The organism is Azospirillum aestuarii, assembly GCF_016632405.1.
In the GTDB taxonomy this organism is placed as follows: Bacteria; Pseudomonadota; Alphaproteobacteria; order Azospirillales; family Azospirillaceae; genus Azospirillum; species Azospirillum aestuarii.
Window position 1 is genome coordinate 987,252 of the sequence record NZ_JAEPIV010000001.1, and the last position, 22,135, is coordinate 1,009,386.

The window sequence follows — 22,135 nt, forward strand, 5'->3', positions numbered from 1 at the left end:
ACGCCAGGGGCAGGCCCCGGCTCAACGATCGCCGCGCTCAATGATAGCCGATGGCGCCCGTCACCTTGCCGCGGAAGACCCAATAGCTGTAGGCGGTGTAGATCAGGATCGTCGGAATCAGGAAGGCCATGCCGATCAGCAGGAAGACCTGCGTCTCCGGCGGGGCCGCCGCCTGCCACACGGTGATTCCCGGCGGGATCAGCACCGGCCACAGGCTGATCGCCAGTCCCAGGTAGGACAGGGCGAACAGCCCCATGGCGAAGGCGAAGGGCAGAACCTCCCGCCCCTCGTCCAGCGCCCGCCACAGGCCGAAGGCGAGGAAGCCGACCATCAACGGCACCGGCGACAGCAGCAGGATGTTGGGCACCGAGAACCAGCGCGCGGCGATGGAGGCGTCCAGGAAGGGCGTCCACAAGCTGACCGCGGCAACCAGAACCAGCACCACGATGAGCAGCCGCCGCGCCACGCGGAAGCACCAGTCCTGCAGGATGCCGATCGTCCGCCAGATCAGCCATGTGCTCCCCAGCAGCGCGTATCCGGCGATCAGCGCCACGCCGCAGAACAGGCTGAAGGGGGTCAGCCAGTCCAGCATGGTTCCGGCGAAGTTCCGCCCCTCCACCTCGATCCCCTGGATGAAGGAGCCGAGAACCACCCCCTGCGCGAAGGTGGCGAGCAGCGACCCCAGGAAGAAGGCTTTGTTCCACAAATGGCGGCTGCTCCGCGCCTTGAAGCGGAATTCGAAGGCGACGCCGCGGAAGATCAGCGCGATCAGCATCAGCAGAAGCGGCAGATACATGGCCGGCAGGACGACGGCGTAGGCGATGGGAAAGGCCGCGAACAGCCCCGCCCCGCCGAGGATCAGCCACGTCTCGTTGAAGTCCCAGACCGGCGCCACGGAGTTCATCATGACGTCCCGCGCCTCCTCGCTGGGAGCGAAGGGGTAGAGGATGCCGATGCCGAGGTCGAAGCCGTCCATCAGCACATACATGAAGACGGCGAAACCGACGATGGCGACCCAGGCGAGGGTCAGCAGGCTGCCTTCCATGGACGTCACTCCGCGGGTTCGATGGATTCGCCGGGCACCGACAGGGGCCGCTTCGGCTGGTGGCCCTGCGCCACTGCGGGAATCTCCAGATCCTCGTCGATCAACCGCGCCGGGCCGATGGTCAGCAGCCGGAACAGGTAATAGGTCCCGGCCCCGTAGATGATGGCGTAGACCACCATGAAAACGATCAGCGACGTCAGCACCGCCCCGCCGGTCAGCGCGGGGGTCACCGCGTCCGCCGTACGGATCATCCCATAGACCACCCAGGGCTGGCGCCCGATCTCGGTGGTGAACCAACCGGCGAGGATGGCGATGAAGCCCAGCGGCATGCAGCCGACCAGCAGCTTGTGGAACCAGTTGGGGCTGTAGAGCTTCCCGCGCACCCGCTGCACCAGATGGATCAGCGCCACCGTCAGCATGACCATGCCGATCGCCACCATGATGCGGAAGGTCCAGAACAGGATTTCCGGGTTGGGCCGGTCCTCCACCGGAAAACTCTTCAGGCCGGGGACCACCCCGTCCCACTCATGGGTCAGGATCAGACTCGACAGGGCGGGGATGGCGATCTCCGCGTGGTTGGCCTCCGCCTCGTTGTCGGGAATGGCGAACAGGATCAGCGGCGCCCGCGCCCCGCCCTCCCAATGGCCCTCCATCGCGGCGATCTTGGCCGGCTGGTGCTCCAGCGTGTTCAGCCCGTGCAGGTCGCCGAGGAAGATCTGCAAGGGCGCCAGGACGGTGATGAGCGCCAGCGACATGCTGAGCCCGACCCGCGCGTGCTCCAGGAAGCGGTTGCGCAGCAGGTAGAAGGCGCTGATGCCGGCCACCACGAATCCGGTGGTCAGGAACATCGCGGTCAGCATGTGGGCGAGCCGGTAGGGGAAGGAGGGGTTGAACACCACCGCCCACCAGTCGGTGACGAAGAACCGCCCGTCGCGCAGTTCCGCCCCCGCCGGGGTGTGCATCCAACTGTTCGCCGACAAGATCCAGAAGGAGGACAGAACCGTTCCCGCCGCCACCAGCACCGCCGCCAGGAAATGAACTCCCCGCGGCACGCGGTCCCGCCCGAACAGCAGGATGCCGAGGAAGGCAGCCTCCAGGAAGAAGGCGGTCACCACCTCGTACTGGATCAACGGCCCCAGCACGTTGCCGACGATGTCGGACCAGCGGCTCCAGTTCGTGCCGAACTGGTAGGTCATCACGATGCCGGACACCACGCCCATGCCGAAGGAAATGGCGAAAATCCGCGTCCAGAACTCCGACAGGCTGCGGTACAGCGCCTTGCCGGTCATCAGCCACCGCGCCTCCAGAACCGCGATCCAGCAGGCCAGCCCCACCGTAAAAGAGGGGAAAAGAATGTGAAAAGAAATCACGAAAGCAAATTGGATTCGTGACAGAAGCAGCGGATCGAGGTCCATGGCCGCGGTCCTCCGTTGGCGGTCACCGGGCCGATTCCAGCCGGCCCAACCCGACCCCAACGCGGCCCATTCCGGGGAGTTCCCATTTTCCGGCTGCGGATACTTTCTTTCCCACCGCCCCTTGAACCACGGCTGCGACCTCTTATTTCTAAGCTCTTGCCGACATCCACACATTCACGGCCGGCCCTGGGCCACAGCCGATCCCACCCCGCTCCGATGGCCCCGCCGGCCAGCCGGGCCGGGGGCCATCGGTCCATTGCAGGGTGTTTCCCGAGGATGCCGGAATCAGGAGAAGCTCTTTGACGGAACTGGCAGTTTCTGGCGAACCCCTCACCCTCTTTCTAAAAGAAACCCGCAAGTACGACTACCTCACCCCCGAGCAGGAACGCGACTTCGCCATCCGCTGGCGGGAGCGGCAGGACCGCCGCGCCCTCGACAAGCTGATCGGCAGCCACCTCCGGCTCGTCTTCAAAATGGCCCGCGGCTATCAGGGCTACGGCCTGCCGCTGTCCGACCTGATCGCCGAGGGCAATGTCGGCGTCATGCAGGCGGCCCAGAAGTTCGACCCCGACAAGGGGTTCCGCTTCGCCACCTACGCCTCCTGGTGGATCAGGGCGGCGATCCAGGAATATGTGCTGCACAACTGGTCGCTGGTGAAGATCGGCACCACGGCCGCGCAGAAGAAGCTGTTCTTCAGTCTGCGCCGGCTGAAGGCCCAGTTGCAGGACGCCGAGAACGGCACCTTCGGCGGCGACCTGTCTCCGGAGGCGGTGGAGAGCATCGCGACGACGCTGGACGTCTCCCAGGCCGACGTCGTCGAGATGAACCGCCGGCTGGGAACCGACCGCTCGCTGAACGCCACCCTGGCCGAGGATGGCGACAGCGAATGGCTGGACCTTCTCGCCGACGAGAGCCCCGACCAGGAAGCGATCCTGGCCGGTGCGCAGGAGCGCAAGCGCCGCCAGCAGTTCCTGAAGCTGGGGCTCGGCGTTCTCGACGACCGCGAGCGGCAGATCCTGGTGGCCCGCCGCCTGCGCGACGAGCCGCTGACCCTGGAGGAGCTGAGCCAGCACTTCCACGTCTCACGCGAGCGCGTGCGCCAGCTCGAGGTGCGCGCCTTCGAGAAGGTTCAGAAGGCGGTGATGGCCCAGGCCCGGCAGATTCCGGGCACCACGGGCAAGGCGCTGCTGCCGGTTTGACCGGCCGCAGCCTCCCCACGGTGCGTTACTGCGTGACGAAGCGCGGCGGTTCCGGCAGCACGGAAGACCGTCGCCACACGCCGCGCAGCGCGTGATCCACCGCGGCGACCTGCTCCTCCACCGAGATCAAAATCTGTGACGTGACCTCCAGCGCCCGATCCTCATAGACCCAGCCGTCCGGATGGCGGTCGCTCCAAGCGGCGACCGTCCGGTCGCGCTCGTGCAGCAGGCTGAGGATCTGGGGGCGGAACAGCCGCACCATCGCGGTGATCCAGCGGTTCGCCGGCCAGGACGGACGGGCGTGGTCCACGGTGAAGCCGTCGAGCATGCGGATCACGTCGTCGGCGGCGTACCACGTCTCTCCCGTCACCCAACGGTTCGTCGTGAACAGGCGCACCGGCTGCCCCGCCACGTCCATGGCGATCCCCACCAGATGGGACAGGGCGTCGTTGGGGTTGTCCGGCTCCTCGTAATCCCTCAGTGGCACCGGCTCCATGCCCGGCGGCATCCCCAGCGGACGCAGGAAGGTGTGGAAGTGCCCATGCTCGCCGTCGGGCCGCTCGTCCTCGGGGTGGCAGTGGTAATAGTACTGGGCGTGATACTCGGCGTCGTAGACGTCGCCCGGCGGGTAGTGGCGCCATTCGTAGAGCGTACCGTGCCCGCGCAGAAGCTCCCCCACCACCGTGTCGCCGGTCTTGGCGAGCACGCGCTGGCACAGCCGGACCTCCCGCGCGGCCTCCGACATCGCCTGCAACTCGTCGCGCGAAAGCTCCGAAAGCTCCATCATCGGATGCTCTGCCCCGTCAGCCCCAGCCCTTCCCAGATCCCTATTACGTATGAGGCTTTGTACGCTTAGCAAGCGCTTTCCTCAACGGGGGCCCGCCGAACCGGCGCGGCCGGCATCCGCGCGGAACACCGCCTCGCCCCGCCGCAGGGTCCAGTCGACCAACGCGCCCTCCACCTGCCCCAGCGCCGTGTTGAAGGCGGCGATCACGTCGGTGAAATCCGACCCGCGCACCGGGACCACGGCGTCGAAGGTCTCGCCCGCCTCGATGGTCCGGTTGGGCATGGCGACCAGCTTGGCCGACAGCCGCACCCGCACCCGATCCGGCGCCGCGGCGCTGGCGTCGCTGAACTCCGCCTGGAAATCGCGCAGTTCGGTCTTCAGCAGGAAGTCGGAGCGCAGCCCCGCGGAATCCCGCCCGACCGAGACGATCCGCCGGCTGTCCTCGAAGGACTGGACGATCAGCCCCTGCACCATGTTCGGCGCCCGGTCGGCCCAGGACACCCCGGCGAAGTAGTCGAGCGCGGTGGCGGAGCGGGTGACCGCGATGCGCGGCGTGTCGATCCCGGCGCTGGCCGCCGGAGGCTCGACCAGCAATTGCCATCTCACCGGCGGCAACCCCGATTCCGCCATCGTCCCCGGCGTCAGGGTGTAGAGGCTGGGCGCGGTGGGGTTCAGCGCCGCGCAGCCGGTCATCAGGCCGACCGTCAGCAGCGCCGCCCCCATCGCCCTCATCAAACGGCTCGTCATCGTCCACGCACCTCCACGCCCTGGCGGGTTCCGCCGAACAGGAAGTTCGACGGGTCATTCTCGATCCGCGTCACGACGCGGGACAGTTGCCCCGACAGGTCGCGCAACTGCGAGATAAGCAAGGTCAGTTCATACAGCCCGCCGCCGGTGAAGTCGCGCAGCGCCCCGCGGTTCTCGCCGATCATGGCGTTGAGCTGGGTGGCGGTCTTGTTCAGCGATCCGGCCAGCGTGTGCAGGTCGCCCGTCAGGGTCTTCGTGCCGCTCTCCACCGCGGCCAGCGTGCGCTGCGCCTGCTCCATCGTCTGGCCAAGCTGCGGGCCGACCGTCTCGAATCCCTGGAGCGTGCGGTTGGCCTGGGCGAGCGTGCCGTCCAGCCCATGGCTGGCGCGGGCCAGCTCGCCGGTCAACGTTCGCGTGTTCGCCAGGATCTCCGCGATGGCCGCCTGGTTCTGCGGGGTCAGCAGGTCGGCCACCCGGTTGGTCAGGTCCAGCGCGCGGTTCAGAAGCTGCGGGGCGGCGTCGACGAACACCGTCAGGGAGGAGGGGCGCGACGGGATCACCGGTATGCCGCCGTCATGCGCGGTGCGCAGAAGCTCGCTCATCTCCGTGCCGCCGGAAATCTGCACATAGGCGCCGCCGGTGATTCCCTGCACCTCCAGCGAGGCGATGGAATCGGTCTTGATCGGCGTGCCTTCCTGCACCTCGATCCGCACGCGCACGCGGCTGACGTCGTTGGGGTCCAGGCGGATGTCGGTCGCGGTGCCCACGGGAATGCCGCGGTAGCGCACCGGGCTGCCTTCCTGAAGGCCGGTCACCGAGCCGGTGAAATAGATGTAATAGGGCTGGCGCGTCTCCTCCAGCTGGATCTTGGCGACCCAGACGGTGAAGACGAACAGTCCGGCCAGCAAGGCCAACACGAAGCTGCCCACGAGGATGTAGCTGGTGCGGGTTTCCATGGCGTCCGGTCAGCTTTCTGCATGGCGCGCGGCGCGGCCGCGCGGTCCGTGGAAATAGTCGTGAATCCAGGGATGCGGGTCCCGGAGATGCTCCTCCAGCGTGCCCACGCGGATCTTCTTGTCCACCAGCACGGCGATGCGGTCGCAGATGGAGGTCAGGCTGTCCAGGTCGTGGGTGACCATGAAGACGGTCAGCCCCAGGCTGCGCTGCAGGTTGCGGATCAGCTGGTCGAAGGCGGCGGCGCCGATGGGGTCAAGCCCGGCGGTCGGCTCGTCCAGGAACAGGATGTCGGGGTCGAGCGCCAGCGCGCGGGCCAGCCCGGCACGCTTGATCATGCCGCCCGACAGTTCCGACGGGAACTTCGCCCCGGCGTTGGGCGGCAGGCCGGACATGGCGATCTTCACCCGCGCGATCTCCGCTGCCAGCGCCGCCGGGAGGTCGGTGTGCTCGCGCAGCGGGACCATGACGTTCTGCGCCACGGTCATCGAGCTGAACAGCGCGCCGTTCTGGAACAGCACGCCGGTGCGCGCCTGGAGCGCCACCCGCTCCGCCTCCGGCAGGTCGGCGGTGTCGCGGCCCAGCAGCTCGATCCGGCCGTCCGCCGGGCGGATCAGGCCGAGGATCTCCTTGAGCAGGACCGACTTGCCGGTGCCGGAGCCGCCGACCACGCCCAGCACCTCCCCCCGCCGCACGTCGAGGTCGAGCCCGTCATGGACCACCTGCGGGCCGAAGCGCGTGACCAGCCCACGCACGCGGATCACCGCGTCCTGCGCATCCGGTTGTGTGTCGTCAAACGGCGCCACGGCCCCTCACAGCCTGAGGAAGGAGAACAGGACGGAGAAGACCGCGTCCAGGACGATCACCAGGAAGATGGACTCCACCACCGACTTGGTCGTCAGCGTGCCCACGCTCTCGGCGCTGCCGGAGACCTTCAGCCCCTCGTAACAGCCGACCATGGCGATCACCAGCGCGAAGACCGGCGCCTTCACCAGTCCAACCACGAAATGCGGCAGGGTGACGGCGCCGTGAAGCTGGCGGATGAACTGCCCGAAGGTGATGTCCAGCGTCGCGTAGCTCATCACCGCACCGCCGAACAGCCCCATGATGTCGGCGTAGAAGGCCAGCAGCGGCAGGGTGATCATCAGGGCCAGCGCGCGCGGCACCACCAGAAGCTCCACGACGTCCAGCCCCAGCGTGCTGATGGCGTCCACCTCCTGGTTCACCTTCATGGTGCCGATCTGCGCGGTGAAGGCGGAGCCGGAGCGGCCCGCCACGATGATGGCGGTCATCAGGATGCCGATCTCGCGCAGGATGGACACGCCCAGCAGGTTGACCACGAACAGCTCCGCCCCGAAGCGGCGGAGCTGGTCTGCTCCCTGGAAGGCCAGCACCACGCCGATCAGGAAGGACAGCAGCCCGAGGATCGGCAGGGCGTTCAGCCCGGTCTGCTCGATGTGGAACATCACCGAGCGGAAGCGCAGCCGCCGCGGATTCACGATCAGCCGCCCGAAGGTGATGGTGATGAGGCCGAGGAAGGACAGCAGGTCCCGCCCCTCGCGCAGCCCGTCGACGGCGGTGCGCCCGGTGCGCTCCAGCATGTCGAGGATGGGGTGGTGGGTCTCCGCCCGCTCGACCGGCGGGGGGCCGACCTCGCGCACGGCGTCGAACAGGGCGGCGTGCTCCGGCCGGATGGCGGACAGATCGACGCCATGGCCCGCCGCCTTCAGCCGGTCGGACAGCATGGACAGCAGATAGGCACCCACCGTGTCCATGGCGTCCAGCCGCGACAGGTCGAGGCTGACCGCCCCGCCGCCGTCCAGCGCGAAGCGGTCGAGCGTGCCCGACAGGGCCCCGGCGGCCTTCAGGTCCCAATGGCCGAGAGCCGTCAGCCGCCACTCGCCGTCGCCGGCGCGCGACGATTCCAACCACGCCCGTTCGCGCGCCATGCCCCGTCCTGCCCTTTCCATCCGGTGCCGTCCTGCGGCGATGCTCATGCTTGTGGGGAGGAACTTGGCCGCAAGCCCCCCCGATGGTCAACCTCAAGCCGGGGAAAAACAGCCGCACAGCGGTGGTTTGCACGCGGAGGTCCGCGCCGATAGTATGGCGCCGCCGTTGCACAGGAACCTATTCACCATGCCGAACCCCATCGACCTGAAGAACCACATCCGCGGCATCGCCGACTTCCCCAAGCCCGGCATCCTCTTCTACGACATCTCCCCGCTGCTGGCTCACGCCGAGGCGTGGAAAGAGGCGGTTGACCAGCTGGCCGAAGCGCTGCGCCCGCATAAGCCGGACCTGGTGGTGGGCATCGAGTCCCGCGGCTTCCTGATCGCCGCCCCGCTGGCCCTGGCGCTCGGCACCGGCTTCATCATGGTGCGCAAGCACGGCAAGCTGCCCGGCGACAAGGTCGCCCATTCCTATGACCTGGAATACGGCACCGACACCATCGAGGTTCAGGCCGACGCCGTGAAGCCCGGCCAGCGCGTGGTCGTGCTGGACGACCTGCTGGCGACCGGCGGCACCATGGCTGCGGCGATCAGCCTGCTGCGCCGCGTCGGCGCCGACGTCCGCGCCGCCGCCTTCCTGGTCGAGCTGACCTTCCTCAACGGCCGCGACAAGCTGGACGTGCCCAGCGTCTCGCTGTTGAGCTACGATTCATAAAAGCGCCTTTCAAAAAGGCGTCCGCCTATCGTTTGTGCGGAAGCGGTGCGACTCAGTTCCTTCTCCCCTCTGGGGAGAAGGTCAGGATGAGGGGGCGCCGAAGGCGGTCCGCGTCGCAAGACGAGCGCTTTTTCTCCGCCCTGCCGGGCATATCCCCCCTCACCCAGCCCTCTCCCCAGGGGAGAGAGGGTTTGATCAGGTCATGGCACAGCGCTTGCGAGAGTTGCCGGTCACAGTTGCTCGGCAGGGCGCCCCATGACCCATATGGCCCCGGTGATTCTCGAACAGCCGCCTCTTCTGGCCGTCCGGCCTCCCGAAACCGTTTCCATGCGGACGCGCGACGGTGTGCGGCTGGACGCCGACCTCTACCGTCCCGACGGGGTCGGCCCCTGGCCCGCCCTGCTGCTGCGTCTGGCCTGCGGGCGGCGCACGGCGATGACCAGCCATTACGCGCATCCGCGCTGGTACGCCGCGCGCGGTTATGTGGTGGTGGTGCAGGACGTGCGCGGGCGCGGCACGTCGGAGGGCCGTTTCCGTCCCTTCGAGGCGGAACGCGAGGACGGCGCCGACGCGGTGGCCTGGGCGGCGTCCCTGCCCGGCTCCAACGGAACGGTCGGCATGTACGGCAGCGGCTACGCCGGAATGGCGCAGCTTCTGGCCTTGGCCGAACGTCCCGCGGCGCTGCGCGCGGTGGTTCCGGCGCTGGCCGGTTGGGACGTGTTCACCGACTGGGCGACGGAGGGCGGCGCCTTCCGGCTGGCCGACGCGATGGATTGGGCGCTGCGCTGCGCGGGGGAGTCCGCCCGCCGGCTGGAGGATGGCGCGGCCTACCGCGCGCTTCTGGAAGCGATCCGCAGCCTGCCGCTGGACGACGAGATTCCGTCGCGCCCGCGGGTGCTGCGGGACTACGCGCGCCACTGCCATTACGACGACTGGCTGACCACGCCCGGCCCTGGCGGAAGCTGGGACGACCTAACTCCCCGCCACGCCCTGTCCGGCGGCGTCGGGGAAGTGTCCGTCCTCCAGATCGGCGGCTGGTACGACCCGCGCCTGACCGGCACGCTTGCGGCGCACGAGGCTCTGACCGCCGGCAGCGACGGCACCGTCCGCCTGCTGGTCGGCCCGTGGGACCGGCACGGCGTCGCGCGTGCCCCCCGGACCGACAAATCCCACGGTGACGACCGGGCGCCGTTCGACGTGCCGTCCTTCGACGCCCTGCAACTCGGCTGGTTCGAGCGCTTTCTGAAAGGGGAGATGAACGGCGCGGAGCGCGGCGGCCCGATCCGTCTGTTCGACGTTCTGGAACGCCGCTGGCGCGACCTGCCGGCCCTGCCGCCCACCGCACAGCCTCTGCATCTGTCGAGCGACGGACTCGCCACGCGGCGCGGCGGCGCCCTGCACGACGATGCTCCGGACGAAGCGTTCCTCGACGTGCTGGTCCATGACCCGCGCGATCCGGTGCCCACCGTGGGTGGTCACGCCGTGCCGGACGCCGGCCCACGCGATCGCGCCGCCGTCGACGCCCGCCCCGACGTCGCGGTCTACGACACAGCCCCGCTCACGGCGCCACTGACGCTGTCCGGTCTGGCCGCACTGGAGATCTGGGTGGAGGCCGACGCCCCGTCCTTCGACGTCAGCGCCGTCCTGTCCGCCGTGTTGCCGGACGGGCGCGTCCTGCCGCTGAGTCAGGGCCACGCGCGGGTGGAGCCGGGCGGCGAGCAGCGGCCCATGCCGGTGGCCTTGCGCGCCCTCTGCGCGACGCTGCCCGCCGGAAGCGCGCTGCGCCTCAGCCTCGCCGGGTCCTGCTTCCCGGCCTACCCCGTCAATCCGGGGACAGGGGCGGAGCCGGGCGAAACCCGGCTGGTCGACGCGCAGCCGATCACCCTGCTCATCCACGGCGGCGGCGCCCGCCCGTCCCGCCTGCTGCTGCCGGCCAAAGGCTGAGCGTCCGGCCCCGTCAGAGACGCCGGCCGTAGCCTTCCTCATGGTCGCCGCCAAGGCCGTGCTCGTCCTCGTCGGCCGGATCGAAATCACGGAGGGCGCGTGCGGCGCTGCGCAGGCACAGGTTCAGGCTGCGGTCGAGCAGGCGCATCATCAGGTCGCGGAACGGCGTCTTGTCACCGAGCGACCAGGCGCGCTCCACCATCGCGGTGTACATCTCGCGATCCTCCCCGGTCACCACCACCGGCGGGAAGCCGGCGCGGTTCAGGATCAGGTTGCACAGCAGAAGCGCGGTCGCGGCGTTGCCCTGGAAGAAGGGGCGGACGCTCATCAGCCGGTGATGCGCCTCGAAGGCGGCCTCCGGACCCGGCTCCGTCCGGCGCAGCCAGCCCGACAGCGCCGACATCGACACCCGCACCTTCGCCGGATCGGGGGAGGCCCCGGCGTCGTCCTTGAGCGCGCCCTCCCGGTAGCGCCCGGCGTTCGTGTCAATCCCCTGGTACAGCACGCCGTGGAAAGCCGCGATGGTGCGCTCCGTCACCACCCCGCCGCCCTGGAAGGACAGGCGGGCCATCAGTTCCAGTGCGGCGCGGTGGTTGAGCGCGAGGCGCTGCGGCTCGGCCGGACGGCTGCGCAGAACCGCGCCGCGGTCCAGCACCATGCGGATGTCCTCGGGGGACAGCTCGATCCCCTCCGCGAGGAGGCAGGCGGAGGTCAGGCCGCGTTCGAAGCGGTCGGCCAGATCGCGGACCACCGTCAACGGCATGGGCCGGGCGTCGTCCAGAACCCGCTTCTTTTCCAGAATATCGTCCAGCAGCGCCATCGTCCCGAACTCCGCAGATCCCGTGCATTTTCATAATGCCTGGACGGCGCGCGTGGAAGCACATCATTTAACGGCCCACAAGCTCAGGAGGGTGCGGCGCAACCACCGGCCTGCGGTTTTTTGCCGCTTGTGCCGCCGTGGCTGCCGGTTTTAACATCGCGATACAAGATTTACGGCCCCCTATACTCGCCTGACCCGGCCCTCTGGAAGGATTGATCCAATGCAACATGTTGCCTGGGATAAATCGATGAGCGTCGGCGTCGAAGTTCTCGACGACGACCACAGGAAATTGCTCGATATGTTCAATCGGCTTCTGAAGGCCGGCATCGCGGAGAAGGATCGCGCCAGCCTGTCCGGGCTGCTGGGGGGCTTGCAGGAATACACGACCGTGCATTTCAAGCGGGAGGAGGCGCTGATGGAGCAGCAGGGATATCCCGGCCTCGACGCCCACCGGGCTGCGCACCGCTATTTCATCGACGAGGTGCACAAGCTGACCCTGGACGATGACGACAGCAACGAGATGATGCTGCGCATCGACCTGATCCTGCTTCTGAAGGAGTGGTTCATCGAACACATCCAGTCGGTGGACAAGCAATACTGCCCCTTCATGGCCGAAGACGCCGGCAGCGGCGCCGCGCATTGAACGGACGCGCGAACGCCCCCGCTCCGGCCGGCGCGAGGGCGTTTCGTCAGCGCCTCAGCGGCAAGACGTACCTAAGGACCACGGTCAGAAGGCCATCGTACCGCCCGGTTCACGAAGGCGCAGGTTGTTCTGGACGTGACGGACACCGGATATGGCGTCGGCCAGATCCTCGGCGCGGCGTTTCGCCATGCGGTCGTCCACCGTTCCGTCCAGCGTGACCTCCCCAGCCGACACGGATACCGCGATGTCCGTGGCGTCGAGATAGGGGTCCTCGGTCAGCCGGTCGTTCAGGTCGTCGCGGATTCGCTCATCCGACCGGGTGTAGCCCCGCGGGCCGCGCCCACGGAACTGGGCGCGCCGCTCGTCCTCCTGGCGGCGGCGTTCGGCGTCGTCGTTGCCGAACCAGGAAGCGACCTCGTCCCCCGCCTGCTCCCAGAAGTTGCGTTCCCGCGCCATGCCGATGGGCTCGTCGCGATGGTCCTCATTGCTCATACGGTCGTCGCGATGCCATCCGCGCCCCGCGTGGCCCCAATCGCTGCCCCAGCGACGGCTGGGATCGCGCCCGCCGGAACCGCCGCTTTCGTAGTCACTCCGGGGATAACCGCCTGCGCCGTAGGCGCCGCGCCCAAATTCGTTGCGGTCGCGGACGTCGCGACGGTCGTCCTCTTCCGCGTTGCGGGCCTCGTCCTTCCATCGGTTCTCGTACTGGGTCATCCTGTCAGACTCCCGTTCGCCGTTGCCCGCCGCCCGTCCGGACGGCCCTTTTCTCAACAGGACGGCGCTGGGCTGCGTTCCTCCTTCGGCGCATCGCCGGAGTCACCCCACAATCTGGCACGCGGATTGCTGCATTGCACACAGTCATCCACGCAGCCTTGGCCCCGGTCCCCCTTCGGATCGGGGCTTCTTTTTGACCAAGAGATAGGGTCAGGCCGCGCCGACCCAGTGGCGGATCGGGCTGAGTGACAGAGCGGAGTTGCTGTAGGCCGCCCGGTGCGTGACCTCCGCCCCCACCCAGTCGGGAAGCGGAACGAGTTGGTCGGCATGGGACAATTCGACCTCGGCGATCACCAGACCGGCGTTCTCGCCACCGAACACGTCGACTTCCCAGCAGAGACCATGGTGTTGGATGAGGTAACGGGTTTTCTCGATCAAGCCGCCACGGCAGCTGTGGCGCAGCAGGCCCAAGGCGAGGTCGAGGGGAAGCGCATGCTCGACCTCTTCGCGGCACAGACCATGGCGGGGACCTTTCACGGTCAGCGTGGCCTCCGGCCCCGCCACCCGGACCCGCACCGTTCGGCCGTCGTCGGACGGCAGATAGCCCTGGACGATGGACTGCCCGTTTCGGCACAGGGGGCGGATGTCCCTCCGGACCAGAAAACGCCGCTCGATCTCAACCGCCATGATATCGGCCTTTCGGCATATCGGACGCCGCTGAGGATAATCGCCCACCATGCTGCGGCGCAATCATGCCTCATACGCATGAAGTCCATTCCTGCCTTGCGGTATTACCATTTGGACACAGTGCCGAACAAGCGCCCACGGCGTCGCTCGCGTCGCTCCGTGGTGGGAGTGGCCACCCGTTCTGGGGTAGCATGCCGCCATGGCACAAGACTTCGCACCCTGGCTGATCCTGGTCGCCGTTTACGGCGCGCCTCTTTTGCATGTGATGCTGTCACGCCGCGGCGGTCCGTGGCGTCCGCCGCCCGGCACGCGCTGTCCCTTCGGCCCGCGGGCCGGCTGGGTGGTGATGGTGCTGATTTTGGGGCCGATCGGCTGGCTGATGTTCGTCATGCGGAACGGGCGCCGTTCCCGTCCCGGCCGCAGCCCTAGAGCGTAACGCCCAGGGACCGCTGGCGGAACGGGAACGGCGCCCCCGCATCGGGTCGCCGGGATGGCTCGCCCGTCAGATGCGACCCATCAGCAGCAGCACGATCAGGACCAGCAGCAGCACGCCGAGGATGCCGCTGGGGCCATAACCCCAACCGCGGCTGTGCGGCCAGGCCGGAACCGCGCCGATTAGAACGAGAATCAAAATGATGAGCAGAATGGTGCCGATGCTCATGGCGTCCTCCCAAATGTGGAGCTTTCGCTGACAAGAACGCGAGCTTGGCCGGCTGGTTCCTGCTTCCCGCCTGTTCTTTGGCGCCCGTCATCTCCATTCGGGGCAGCGATGCCCTACCCTTCCGGCTCTTTTTCGAAGCCCGCGTCCACCTGCCTCCCCCACTCAGGAGGGCGGTTCGGCGCGGTGACCAGAGCGCTCCCACACCTTCGTCAGCAACGCCAGCTTGCTCCGTCCCGGCAGCCGTTCATCCGACAACGCTTCCAGGAAATCGGCCAGACGCTTCGACCGCATCACGCTGAAGGCGATCAGCCCCACCGTCGCCAGCAGGACGAACAGGAAGAACAGAATCCGCGTCGGCAGCGGGTCGTCGGCCATGGCGAGCAGGTTCATGCCAAGGAATCCGGTGACCAACGTCCCGATGGTGCTGACCACCGTGACCACGGTCAGCCGCAGCACTGTGTTGGCCTGCCGCCGCAGCCCGTCGCTGTCCAGATAGTCGCTCATATCCTGAACCTCGTCCCGCACTTCGGCGTAGAGGCGGTCGGTGCCGAGATGCCCGGCCCACAGGCGGAACAGGTCGCGCAACGGCCCCTGGATCGACAGTTCGTGGAACCAGTAGCGGTGGGTGAAGCGCAGGAAGATCTCGAACATCTGCCGGATGTCACGCTTGAACCGCTTCACCGATTCCACGGTGCCGATGTCGAGTTGGCTGACCGCCAGCACCAGCCGATCGGACAGCATCACCAGCGCCGCCCGGTGGAAATGCACGACCAGCCCCAACAGGAAATACTGGTGCCGGAATTGGCCCAACAGCCCGGTTTCCGCGTCGGTGAAGAAGGCGTCGCGTTCCGGCCCCACCATGACCAGCGAATGGCCGCAGCACAAGATGCGGCTTCGCGTCCAGGCGCCGGGCGCCCGCGGGTCCCAATAACGGTCGTAGCAATAGCGCTGCTCGAAGCCCTCCAGAAAGGCCGGGGCGAAGGGCATCACCTCGCCAGGTCCCAATCCAGGAGAGGTGGCGAAGCCCAGCCGCACCCAGTCCGCCCGTTCCAGCCGTTCCGGCTCGTCCAGCGACAGATAGGCCATGGCCGGCATCCGCTGATATTCGAGCTGGCGGTAACGCAGCAGCCCGGTTTCCTCCGAATGATGATGGACCAGGGGGCGCAGAAGGAACGACCAATGGGCGGCGATGCGCGGCGCCCGGTGGCGGCACACGAAGGACAGATACTCGCCCTTCCGCTCATAGTCGGAGACGGCGAGCACGGCGCCGTCGGCGCCGATCCATTCGACGCGGTGCGGGCATTGCGCGGCGCTGCCGTCCGGCTCCCAGGCGGGCGGATAGGTGCGGCCCAGCCGGAACAGTGTGTCCTGCACGCGGTCCAGCGGCAGATCCGCGCCGAACAACTCCACCACGAGGATCGCCACGTCGACGTCGTGGAAGAAATGCAGGTCGACATGGGCGATGGCGAAGCGCAGCGGCGCCTGCCCCCGCCGCAGGGTGACCGTCAGCGCCGCCACATCGCGCCGCCGGAAGACGCGGATTGGAGAACCGCCATAGCCGGGCCGGTGGTCGCGCGATTCCCCCTCGCCATAGAGGAAGCGCTGCACATAGGGCAGGAAGGACACGAACTCGCTGTAATGGCGCTCGCTGAACTGGCCGGGGTCCTGGGTGAACTCGTCCGCCACCTCCTGCCAGGGGCAATCCGGCCCGCCCAGCCATTCCCAATGGTTCTGGATCTGCGCGCCCGCCTTCAGCGGCATCAGCTGCACCGGCCACAACAGGATTTCGCGGAACCGGCGCACGCGGATCGGGCTCTCGTTCATGGCGCCCCTCCCCTTTATCCTTCTTTTTCCACATCCTAGCAGAGTCCGGACCGGCGAAAACGCGGCACCGAGGGGGGAGTGCCGGGCTTTCGCGCTATTCCCATCTCCCCGAACCGTTAACCAGGACGAAAGCCCGGCCCTGGTAGCGTCCCCCGTTCAGATCATGCGCCGGAGGAGAGTTCATTTGCCGATGACGCACCGGATCGGGCTGTTCCTGTTGGTGGCCGGGCTGGGAACGGCGACGTCCGCCCTGGCCCTGGAGGCCCGCGTTTCCGATGCCTTCTCCGACACCGTCTGCGCCGGGGAGGGCGACGGGCAGCGCTGCACCGTGTCCGCCGTCCAGCCCTTCGCCGATAACCGGGGCGGCCTTGGCGAACTGAGCATCAGTGCGGTGCGCGACGCCGCCTGCACTTCCCTCTACATCGTGTTCGACGAACCCATCGCGCTCGGCCGTCCCGTCACCCTGGCAGTGGAGGGCGCTCCGCCGCAGCGTTTCTACACACCGCGGCAGCTTTCCGATCTTGCGAATGCGCTCGATGAAGGACCGCAGACCGGCACCGAACCGGAAGCGGGCCCGCCCGAGTTCACCCGCTTCCTGACCCAGGTGGCCGAGGGCGCCATCACCGACGAGAACGCCGGGCCGGAAATGCTGAAGCGCTTCGCCGCGATCAAGGAGCCTCGGCGCATCGGCCTGACCTGCGGACCGATGGAGCGCCTGATGCCGCTGATCCGCTCGGATCGCCCGCTGCGGCTGGAGTTCCAGAGACAGGCGAGCGGTGCGACCCAGGTCTATCACTGGCCGCGGCTCGACCGGCGGACGGTGGAGTTCCGGCTGGGCGGCCTGCTGGAGGCGCTGGACCGGGCCATGCCCGGCTCCTGACGGCGCCGCCAGGGAATGCCGTTCGGGGTAACCACTTCGGCCGCTTGACCGCACCCGCTCTTTCCAGTCCGACTCGCCCCATGTGGATGAATTCGGTGAAGGCGGCCCGGGCAAGCGGCTGTCCGACTTGAGTACGCGCGCCGTCATCCCCATCCTGTCAAGGCAGGACCCACCCATCGATGACGGAGGAGAGCGGAGCGTGTTCGGCTTTGCGCGCAAACTGTGGTCGGACCCGGAACCCGCCGCGAGCCTCGTGCCGCGGGGCGTGCGCGTCTACGCGGTGGGCGACATCCATGGGCGCCTGGATCTGCTGGACCAGTTGCTGGCGCAGATCGACCGCGACGCGACGAGCGGTGCCGACCTCGTCAAGTATCTGGTCTTTCTCGGCGACTATGTGGACCGCGGTCCGGATTCCGCGATGGTCATCGAGCGGCTGTGCCGGGAGCCCCTGCCCGGCTTCGGCGCCATCCACCTGCGCGGCAACCACGAGGCCGCGATGATGGACTTCATCGAGAAGCCGGAGGCCGGACCGGACTGGCTGGAGTATGGCGGACGGGCGACGCTGGCCAGCTACGGCGTTCCGGCCCCCGTCGAGGACGCCCCGCCGGAGCATGTGGAGGAGGCCCGCCAGCGCTTCGCCGCCGCTCTGCCGCCCCATCACCGGGCCTTCCTGGCCGGGCTGCGCTCCAGCGTCGCCATCGGCGACTACCTGTTCGTCCATGCCGGCATCCGCCCCGGCCTGCCGCTGCACCGCCAGCGCGACGAGGACCTGCTGTGGATCCGGCGGGAGTTCCTGACCTCCCATCTCGACCACGGCAAGCTCGTCGTGCACGGCCACACCATCGTCGAGCAGCCGGACGTCCGCTCCAACCGCATCGGCATCGACACCGGCGCCTACGCCTCCAACCGGCTGACCGCGCTGGTCCTGGAAGGCGGGGAGCGCCGCTTCCTCTGCACCGTCTGACCGCTTACGGCGCGGCCTGCCGGCGCCAGTCCTTAAGGAAGTCGAGGAAGGCGCGCAGCGCCGCCGGCGGCTGGCGGCGCGAAGGGTAGTAGAGGAAGGGGCCGGGGAAGCTCTGACTCCATTCCTCCAGCACGGCGACGAGGCGGCCGGACGCGATGTGGTCCGCCACATAGCCGTCGAAGGTCAGCAGGAAGCCCAGCCCGTCCAGGGCCGCGCGGATCTGGACGCCGACATGGCCGGCATGGAAGGGGCCGCCCGGCTGGACGCGCACGACGCGCCCGTCCCGCTCGAACTCCCAGGGCGGGTGGGCGCCGCTGGCGTAGACGACGGAAACGGTCGGCTTGCCCAGCAGGTCCTCCGGCCGCTCCGGCACGCCGAACCGCTCCAGAACCGACGGCGCTGCGCACAGCACGTAGCGTTGCGGCGGACCGAGCGGCACCGCGATCATGTCCTGCGCCAGATGTTCCTCGTAGCGCACGCCGGCGTCGTAGCCCCGCGCCACGATGTCGATCAGCGCCATGTCCACGGTGATCTCCAACTCCACCTCGGGGAAGCGAGTCAGGAAGGGCGTGACCATCGGAGCCAGCACCAGATCGGCCGCGGGGGCCGGCGCGTTGATGCGCAGCCGTCCCGCTGGGCGGCCCTGGCGTTCCCGCAGGTCGGACAGGGCGCCGGCCACCTCGCCCAGCGCCGGTTCCAGCCGGCGGAGAAGCTGCTCCCCGGCCTCGGTCGGGGCGACGCTGCGCGTGGTGCGGTTCAGCAGGCGGACGCCGAGATGCTCCTCCAGTTCGCGCATCCGCTGGCTGAGGCTGGAGACGGACACGCGCTGTTCCAGCGCCGCGCGGCGGAAACTGCGGTGGCGGGCGACGGCGGCAAAAGCTTGCAGGTCGCGCAGGTCGGTGTCGTCCATTCCCATCCGATTGTTCGAGGAAGTGAACAGCCCATTCGGCATTGTCCAGCTTATCGGATCAATGAGGTCAGGTCATCATCCAGGGCAAGGCGGCGCTGAAATGGCGCCGCAACGGACGGAGAGGAACAGGAACATGGAACAGCGCACGCTTGGGGCCGCCGGCCCCGTCAGCTCGGTCATCGGCCTCGGCTGCATGGGCATGTCGGATTTCTACGGCCCCGCCGACCAGGAGGAGAGCATCGCCACGATCCACGCGGCGCTCGACGCCGGGATCACCCTGCTCGACACCGGCGATTTCTACGGCATGGGCCACAACGAACTGCTCATCCGCGACGCCCTGCGCGGGCGCGACCGGGACAAGACGCTGATCAGCGTCAAGTTCGGAGCCCTGCGCGACCCGCAGATGGGCTGGAACGGCTACGACTCCCGCCCGGCCGCGGTGAGGAACTTCCTGACCTACTCGCTGCGCCGGCTGGGTGTCGACCACATCGACATCTACCGCCCGGCGCGGCTCGACCCGAGCGTCCCCATCGAGGACACGGTCGGTGCCATGGCCGACATGGTGAAGGCCGGCTACATCCGCCACATCGGCCTATCGGAGGTCGGTCCGGAAACCATCCGCCGCGCCGCCGCGGTGCATCCGATCAGCGACCTGCAGATCGAATATTCCCTGATCTCCCGCGGGATCGAGGACGCCATCCTGCCCACCTGCCGGGAACTCGGCATCGGCGTCACCGCCTACGGCGTGTTGTCGCGCGGCCTGATCAGCGGCCACTGGAGCAAGGACCGCACAGGCCAGGATTTCCGCAGCCGCAGCCCGCGCTTCCAGGGCGAGAATCTGGACCGGAATCTGGCGCTGGTGGAGCGTCTGCGCGAGATCGCCCAGCGCATCGGCGGCTCGGTCGCCCAGGTCGCCATCGCCTGGGTGGCGGCGCAGGGCCACGACATCGTCCCCCTGGTCGGCGCCCGCCGCCGCGACCGTCTGGCCGAGGCGTTGGGCGCCCTGGACCTCACCCTGTCGGCGGAGGATCTGGCGCAACTGGCCGAAGCCCTGCCGCCCGGCGCCGCGGCGGGCGAGCGCTACCCGGCGGCCCAGCTCGTCCACATGGACAGCGAGACCTACAGGCGGCGCTGATCCTTGCTCCACCCAAGCCCTCCCCCGCGAGGCGGGAGAGGGAGTTTAAGTCTCCTCCCCTGCGCAGCGGGGGAGGGTTAGGGAGGGGGCACCATTGCGGGGATTTTACCCCTCAACCTGCACCACGCGCAGGTTGTTGGTGGTCCCCGCCTTGGCGAAGGGAATGCCGGCCACCACGACCATCTGGTCGTTGGGCTTGGCGAAGCCCTCCTCCTTGGCGAAGCTCAGCGCCCGCTCGACCATCTCCTCATAGGTGTGGATGTCAGCGGACAGGACGCTGTGCGCGCCCCACAGAAGCGACAGGCGGCGCGACACCGCTGCGTGCGGCGTGATCGCCAGGATCGGCACCGCCGGGCGGCGGCGGGCGATGCGGGCGGCCGTGGTGCCGCTGGAGGTGTAAGCGACGATGGTCGATGCGTGGATCACCTCGGCCAGATCGGCGGCGGCGGCGGCCACCGCGTGCGGCGCGGTCTGCTCCTCGCCGGGGTCGGAGGCGTCGATGATCGAGCGGTAGAGCTTGTGCTGCTCCGTGCTGCGGATGATGCGGTCCATCATCTCGACAGCCTCCACCGGGAAGGCGCCGCTGGCCGATTCCGCCGACAGCATCACAGCGTCGGCGCCATCATAGATGGCGGTCGCCACGTCGGACGCCTCGGCCCGCGTCGGGGTCGGCGCATTGACCATGGAATCGAGCATCTGTGTCGCCACGATCACCGGCTTCACGGCAAGGCGGCAGGCGCGCACCAGTTCCTTCTGGCGGCCCGGCACCTCCTCGTGCGGGATCTCGACGCCCAGGTCGCCGCGGGCGACCATGACCGAGTCCGACAGGCGGATGATGTCGTCGATCCGGTCCAGCGCCGCCGGCTTCTCGATCTTCGACATCAGCCCGGCACGGTCGCCGATCAGCCCGCGCGCCTCCAGCAGGTCAGCCGGCTTCTGCACAAAGGACATCGCCACCCAGTCGACGCCCAACTCCAGCCCGAAGGCGAGGTCGACGCGGTCCTTGGCGGTCAGCGGCGACAGTTCCAGCACCGTGTCGGGCAGGTTGACGCCCTTGCGGTTGGAGATGGTCCCGCCGATCACCACCTTGGCGTCAATGAAATCATCGCCCAGCCCGGTCACGGCGACGCGCACGCGCCCGTCGTCGATCAGCAGATTGTGGCCCGGCATCACCGCGGCGAAGATTTCCGGATGGGGCAGCGGGATCGCGGTCTTATCGCCATCGGTGCCGGAGAGGACGAAACGGATCGATTCGCCGGCGGCGACGGTGATCTTGCCGTCACGGATGGTGCCGACGCGGATCTTCGGTCCTTGCAGATCCTGAAGGATGCCGATGGGACGGCCCATCTCGGCCTCGAGGGCGCGGATGGACGCGTGGACCTTGGCGTGGTCCTCGTGCGTTCCATGGCTGAAATTCAGGCGGAAGGTATCGACGCCAGCCAGGAACAGCCGCTTCAGCATCTCGGGCGTGTTGCTGGCAGGGCCAACCGTGGCAACGATCTTCGCGCGGCGGTGACGACGCATATAATTTCGGCCTCTTGGGCCGCCTCCTTGGTGGAGTGTCGGACGGCAGGCATGCCGGTGGAAAACCGGGCGGCCATGGAACCGCCCGGCTGCCGTTCACATTGGTGGGTGGCAGCCCGCTGACAACCACCACGCCCGCAATAATGACTTGGCTGTGGTACAGCCGCCGCCGGCGGGCCGGTTTCCCTGTCCGTTCGCGGCCTCGATCTCGCCGATCCGTCACCGAACGGTCATGCAAGGCCGCCTTGACGCGCGTTTGCTCGGTGCCCGTCACGGATTCGGCCGATGCGCACGGCTTCGACACCTCGGGCGGCAGAAGGGTGCGGACGCTGACCCTGGCCAACCGGGCCGGAGGTCTGATTTACCGCGCCTATGCCAAGGCCGGCAACGTCGCGGGTGGGGGCGGCCACCCCTTCGCCTTCGCTGTCGGCGCGGGCAACGACCAGCCGATCCGTGACCGTGCCATCGCATGACCACAGGTCCGTGATCAGCGCCGCGGCCTGGAAACGCGAAAGGCCGGCTCCGAGAAGGAGCCGACCTTGGCGAACAGGTGGTTTGGTTGCGGGGGCAGGATTTGAACCTGCGACCTTCAGGTTATGAGCCTGACGAGCTACCGGG

At 68.2% G+C, this 22,135-nt stretch carries 23 protein-coding genes; 9 read left to right on the plus strand and 14 right to left on the minus strand.

Annotation, left to right across the window (positions count from 1 at the left end; translation table 11 throughout):
* Positions 1-37 precede the first annotated feature (37 nt).
* Positions 38-1,045 (minus strand): cytochrome d ubiquinol oxidase subunit II, encoded by a 1,008-nt coding sequence (gene cydB, locus JJL56_RS04540; protein WP_103041523.1) that lies wholly within the window; start codon positions 1,043-1,045, stop codon positions 38-40.
* 5 nt (positions 1,046-1,050) lie between these two features.
* A complete protein-coding gene (locus tag JJL56_RS04545; protein ID WP_200484289.1) occupies positions 1,051-2,460 on the minus strand; it encodes a cytochrome ubiquinol oxidase subunit I in 1,410 nt (469 codons plus the stop codon).
* A gap of 299 nt (positions 2,461-2,759) precedes the next feature.
* Between JJL56_RS04545 and rpoH the strand changes: the two genes are divergently transcribed.
* Positions 2,760-3,659 (plus strand): RNA polymerase sigma factor RpoH, encoded by a 900-nt coding sequence (gene rpoH / locus JJL56_RS04550; protein WP_145623391.1) that lies wholly within the window; start codon positions 2,760-2,762, stop codon positions 3,657-3,659.
* Between the two features lie 25 nt (positions 3,660-3,684).
* Here rpoH and JJL56_RS04555 read toward each other — a convergent pair whose 3' ends face one another.
* The 5 genes from JJL56_RS04555 to JJL56_RS04575 form a co-directional block, all read right to left on the minus strand.
* The gene (locus tag JJL56_RS04555) at positions 3,685-4,446 is read right to left on the minus strand and encodes a DUF6969 family protein (protein ID WP_200484290.1); all 762 of its coding nucleotides are present in this window, start codon (positions 4,444-4,446) and stop codon (positions 3,685-3,687) included.
* A gap of 81 nt (positions 4,447-4,527) precedes the next feature.
* Positions 4,528-5,193 (minus strand): ABC-type transport auxiliary lipoprotein family protein, encoded by a 666-nt coding sequence (locus JJL56_RS04560; protein ID WP_200484291.1) that lies wholly within the window; start codon positions 5,191-5,193, stop codon positions 4,528-4,530.
* On the minus strand, positions 5,190-6,149 hold the full coding sequence (locus tag JJL56_RS04565) for an MlaD family protein (RefSeq protein WP_200484292.1): 960 nt from the start codon (positions 6,147-6,149) through the stop codon (positions 5,190-5,192). The genes JJL56_RS04560 and JJL56_RS04565 overlap by 4 nt, the downstream gene beginning before the upstream one ends.
* A 9-nt stretch (positions 6,150-6,158) precedes the next feature.
* Positions 6,159-6,953: an ATP-binding cassette domain-containing protein gene (locus JJL56_RS04570; RefSeq protein WP_200484293.1), complete on the minus strand. Its 795-nt coding sequence runs from the start codon at positions 6,951-6,953 to the stop codon at positions 6,159-6,161.
* A gap of 6 nt (positions 6,954-6,959) precedes the next feature.
* Positions 6,960-8,096 carry an MlaE family lipid ABC transporter permease subunit gene (locus JJL56_RS04575; protein WP_247890922.1) on the minus strand — a complete coding sequence of 379 codons (1,137 nt, stop codon included), beginning with the start codon at positions 8,094-8,096 and terminating at the stop codon, positions 6,960-6,962.
* A gap of 199 nt (positions 8,097-8,295) precedes the next feature.
* Here JJL56_RS04575 and JJL56_RS04580 point away from each other — a divergent pair, with 199 nt between their 5' ends.
* Together JJL56_RS04580 and JJL56_RS04585 are read left to right on the plus strand one after the other, a co-directional pair.
* Positions 8,296-8,811 carry an adenine phosphoribosyltransferase gene (locus tag JJL56_RS04580; RefSeq protein ID WP_145624004.1) on the plus strand — a complete coding sequence of 172 codons (516 nt, stop codon included), beginning with the start codon at positions 8,296-8,298 and terminating at the stop codon, positions 8,809-8,811.
* Between the two features lie 255 nt (positions 8,812-9,066).
* Entirely contained in the window at positions 9,067-10,755 is a 1,689-nt protein-coding gene (locus tag JJL56_RS04585; protein WP_200484295.1) for a CocE/NonD family hydrolase, read from the plus strand.
* A gap of 13 nt (positions 10,756-10,768) precedes the next feature.
* Here JJL56_RS04585 and JJL56_RS04590 read toward each other — a convergent pair whose 3' ends face one another.
* Positions 10,769-11,575, minus strand: coding sequence for a Fic family protein (locus JJL56_RS04590; RefSeq protein WP_145623384.1), 807 nt, complete (start codon positions 11,573-11,575; stop codon positions 10,769-10,771).
* 220 nt (positions 11,576-11,795) lie between these two features.
* On the opposite strand from JJL56_RS04590, the gene JJL56_RS04595 reads away from it, so the two are divergent.
* Positions 11,796-12,218, plus strand: coding sequence for a bacteriohemerythrin (locus JJL56_RS04595; RefSeq protein WP_145623383.1), 423 nt, complete (start codon positions 11,796-11,798; stop codon positions 12,216-12,218).
* 84 nt (positions 12,219-12,302) lie between these two features.
* Here JJL56_RS04595 and JJL56_RS04600 read toward each other — a convergent pair whose 3' ends face one another.
* Both JJL56_RS04600 and JJL56_RS04605 read right to left on the minus strand, forming a co-directional pair.
* Positions 12,303-12,932, minus strand: coding sequence for a BON domain-containing protein (locus JJL56_RS04600; protein WP_200484296.1), 630 nt, complete (start codon positions 12,930-12,932; stop codon positions 12,303-12,305).
* Between the two features lie 210 nt (positions 12,933-13,142).
* Positions 13,143-13,619, minus strand: a complete 477-nt coding sequence (locus JJL56_RS04605; RefSeq protein ID WP_200484297.1) for a CYTH domain-containing protein — start codon at positions 13,617-13,619, stop codon at positions 13,143-13,145.
* A 199-nt stretch (positions 13,620-13,818) separates the two neighbouring features.
* On the opposite strand from JJL56_RS04605, the gene JJL56_RS04610 reads away from it, so the two are divergent.
* Positions 13,819-14,055 (plus strand): hypothetical protein, encoded by a 237-nt coding sequence (locus JJL56_RS04610; protein ID WP_200484298.1) that lies wholly within the window; start codon positions 13,819-13,821, stop codon positions 14,053-14,055.
* Positions 14,056-14,121: 66 nt separating this feature from the next.
* Here the strand turns inward: JJL56_RS04610 and JJL56_RS04615 are convergent, their stop codons facing one another.
* Complete coding sequence (locus JJL56_RS04615; protein WP_014198602.1) at positions 14,122-14,280, minus strand: DUF3309 family protein; 159 nt, start codon at positions 14,278-14,280, stop codon at positions 14,122-14,124.
* Positions 14,281-14,442: 162 nt separating this feature from the next.
* Entirely contained in the window at positions 14,443-16,104 is a 1,662-nt protein-coding gene (locus tag JJL56_RS04620) for a CorA family divalent cation transporter (protein ID WP_200484299.1), read from the minus strand.
* A 190-nt stretch (positions 16,105-16,294) separates the two neighbouring features.
* Here JJL56_RS04620 and JJL56_RS04625 point away from each other — a divergent pair, with 190 nt between their 5' ends.
* Positions 16,295-16,984 carry a hypothetical protein gene (locus JJL56_RS04625; RefSeq protein WP_200484300.1) on the plus strand — a complete coding sequence of 230 codons (690 nt, stop codon included), beginning with the start codon at positions 16,295-16,297 and terminating at the stop codon, positions 16,982-16,984.
* Between the two features lie 199 nt (positions 16,985-17,183).
* Positions 17,184-17,948: a metallophosphoesterase family protein gene (locus JJL56_RS04630; protein WP_145623377.1), complete on the plus strand. Its 765-nt coding sequence runs from the start codon at positions 17,184-17,186 to the stop codon at positions 17,946-17,948.
* A 4-nt stretch (positions 17,949-17,952) separates the two neighbouring features.
* Here the strand turns inward: JJL56_RS04630 and JJL56_RS04635 are convergent, their stop codons facing one another.
* Positions 17,953-18,858 carry a LysR family transcriptional regulator gene (locus tag JJL56_RS04635; RefSeq protein ID WP_200484301.1) on the minus strand — a complete coding sequence of 302 codons (906 nt, stop codon included), beginning with the start codon at positions 18,856-18,858 and terminating at the stop codon, positions 17,953-17,955.
* 133 nt (positions 18,859-18,991) lie between these two features.
* Between JJL56_RS04635 and JJL56_RS04640 the strand changes: the two genes are divergently transcribed.
* Entirely contained in the window at positions 18,992-19,993 is a 1,002-nt protein-coding gene (locus JJL56_RS04640; RefSeq protein ID WP_200484302.1) for an aldo/keto reductase, read from the plus strand.
* A 105-nt stretch (positions 19,994-20,098) separates the two neighbouring features.
* Here the strand turns inward: JJL56_RS04640 and pyk are convergent, their stop codons facing one another.
* On the minus strand, positions 20,099-21,517 hold the full coding sequence (pyk, locus tag JJL56_RS04645; protein WP_200484303.1) for a pyruvate kinase: 1,419 nt from the start codon (positions 21,515-21,517) through the stop codon (positions 20,099-20,101).
* Positions 21,518-21,780: 263 nt separating this feature from the next.
* Between pyk and JJL56_RS04650 the strand changes: the two genes are divergently transcribed.
* Positions 21,781-21,990, plus strand: a complete 210-nt coding sequence (locus JJL56_RS04650) for a hypothetical protein (RefSeq protein ID WP_211111747.1) — start codon at positions 21,781-21,783, stop codon at positions 21,988-21,990.
* The last annotated feature ends 145 nt before the right edge of the window (positions 21,991-22,135 follow it).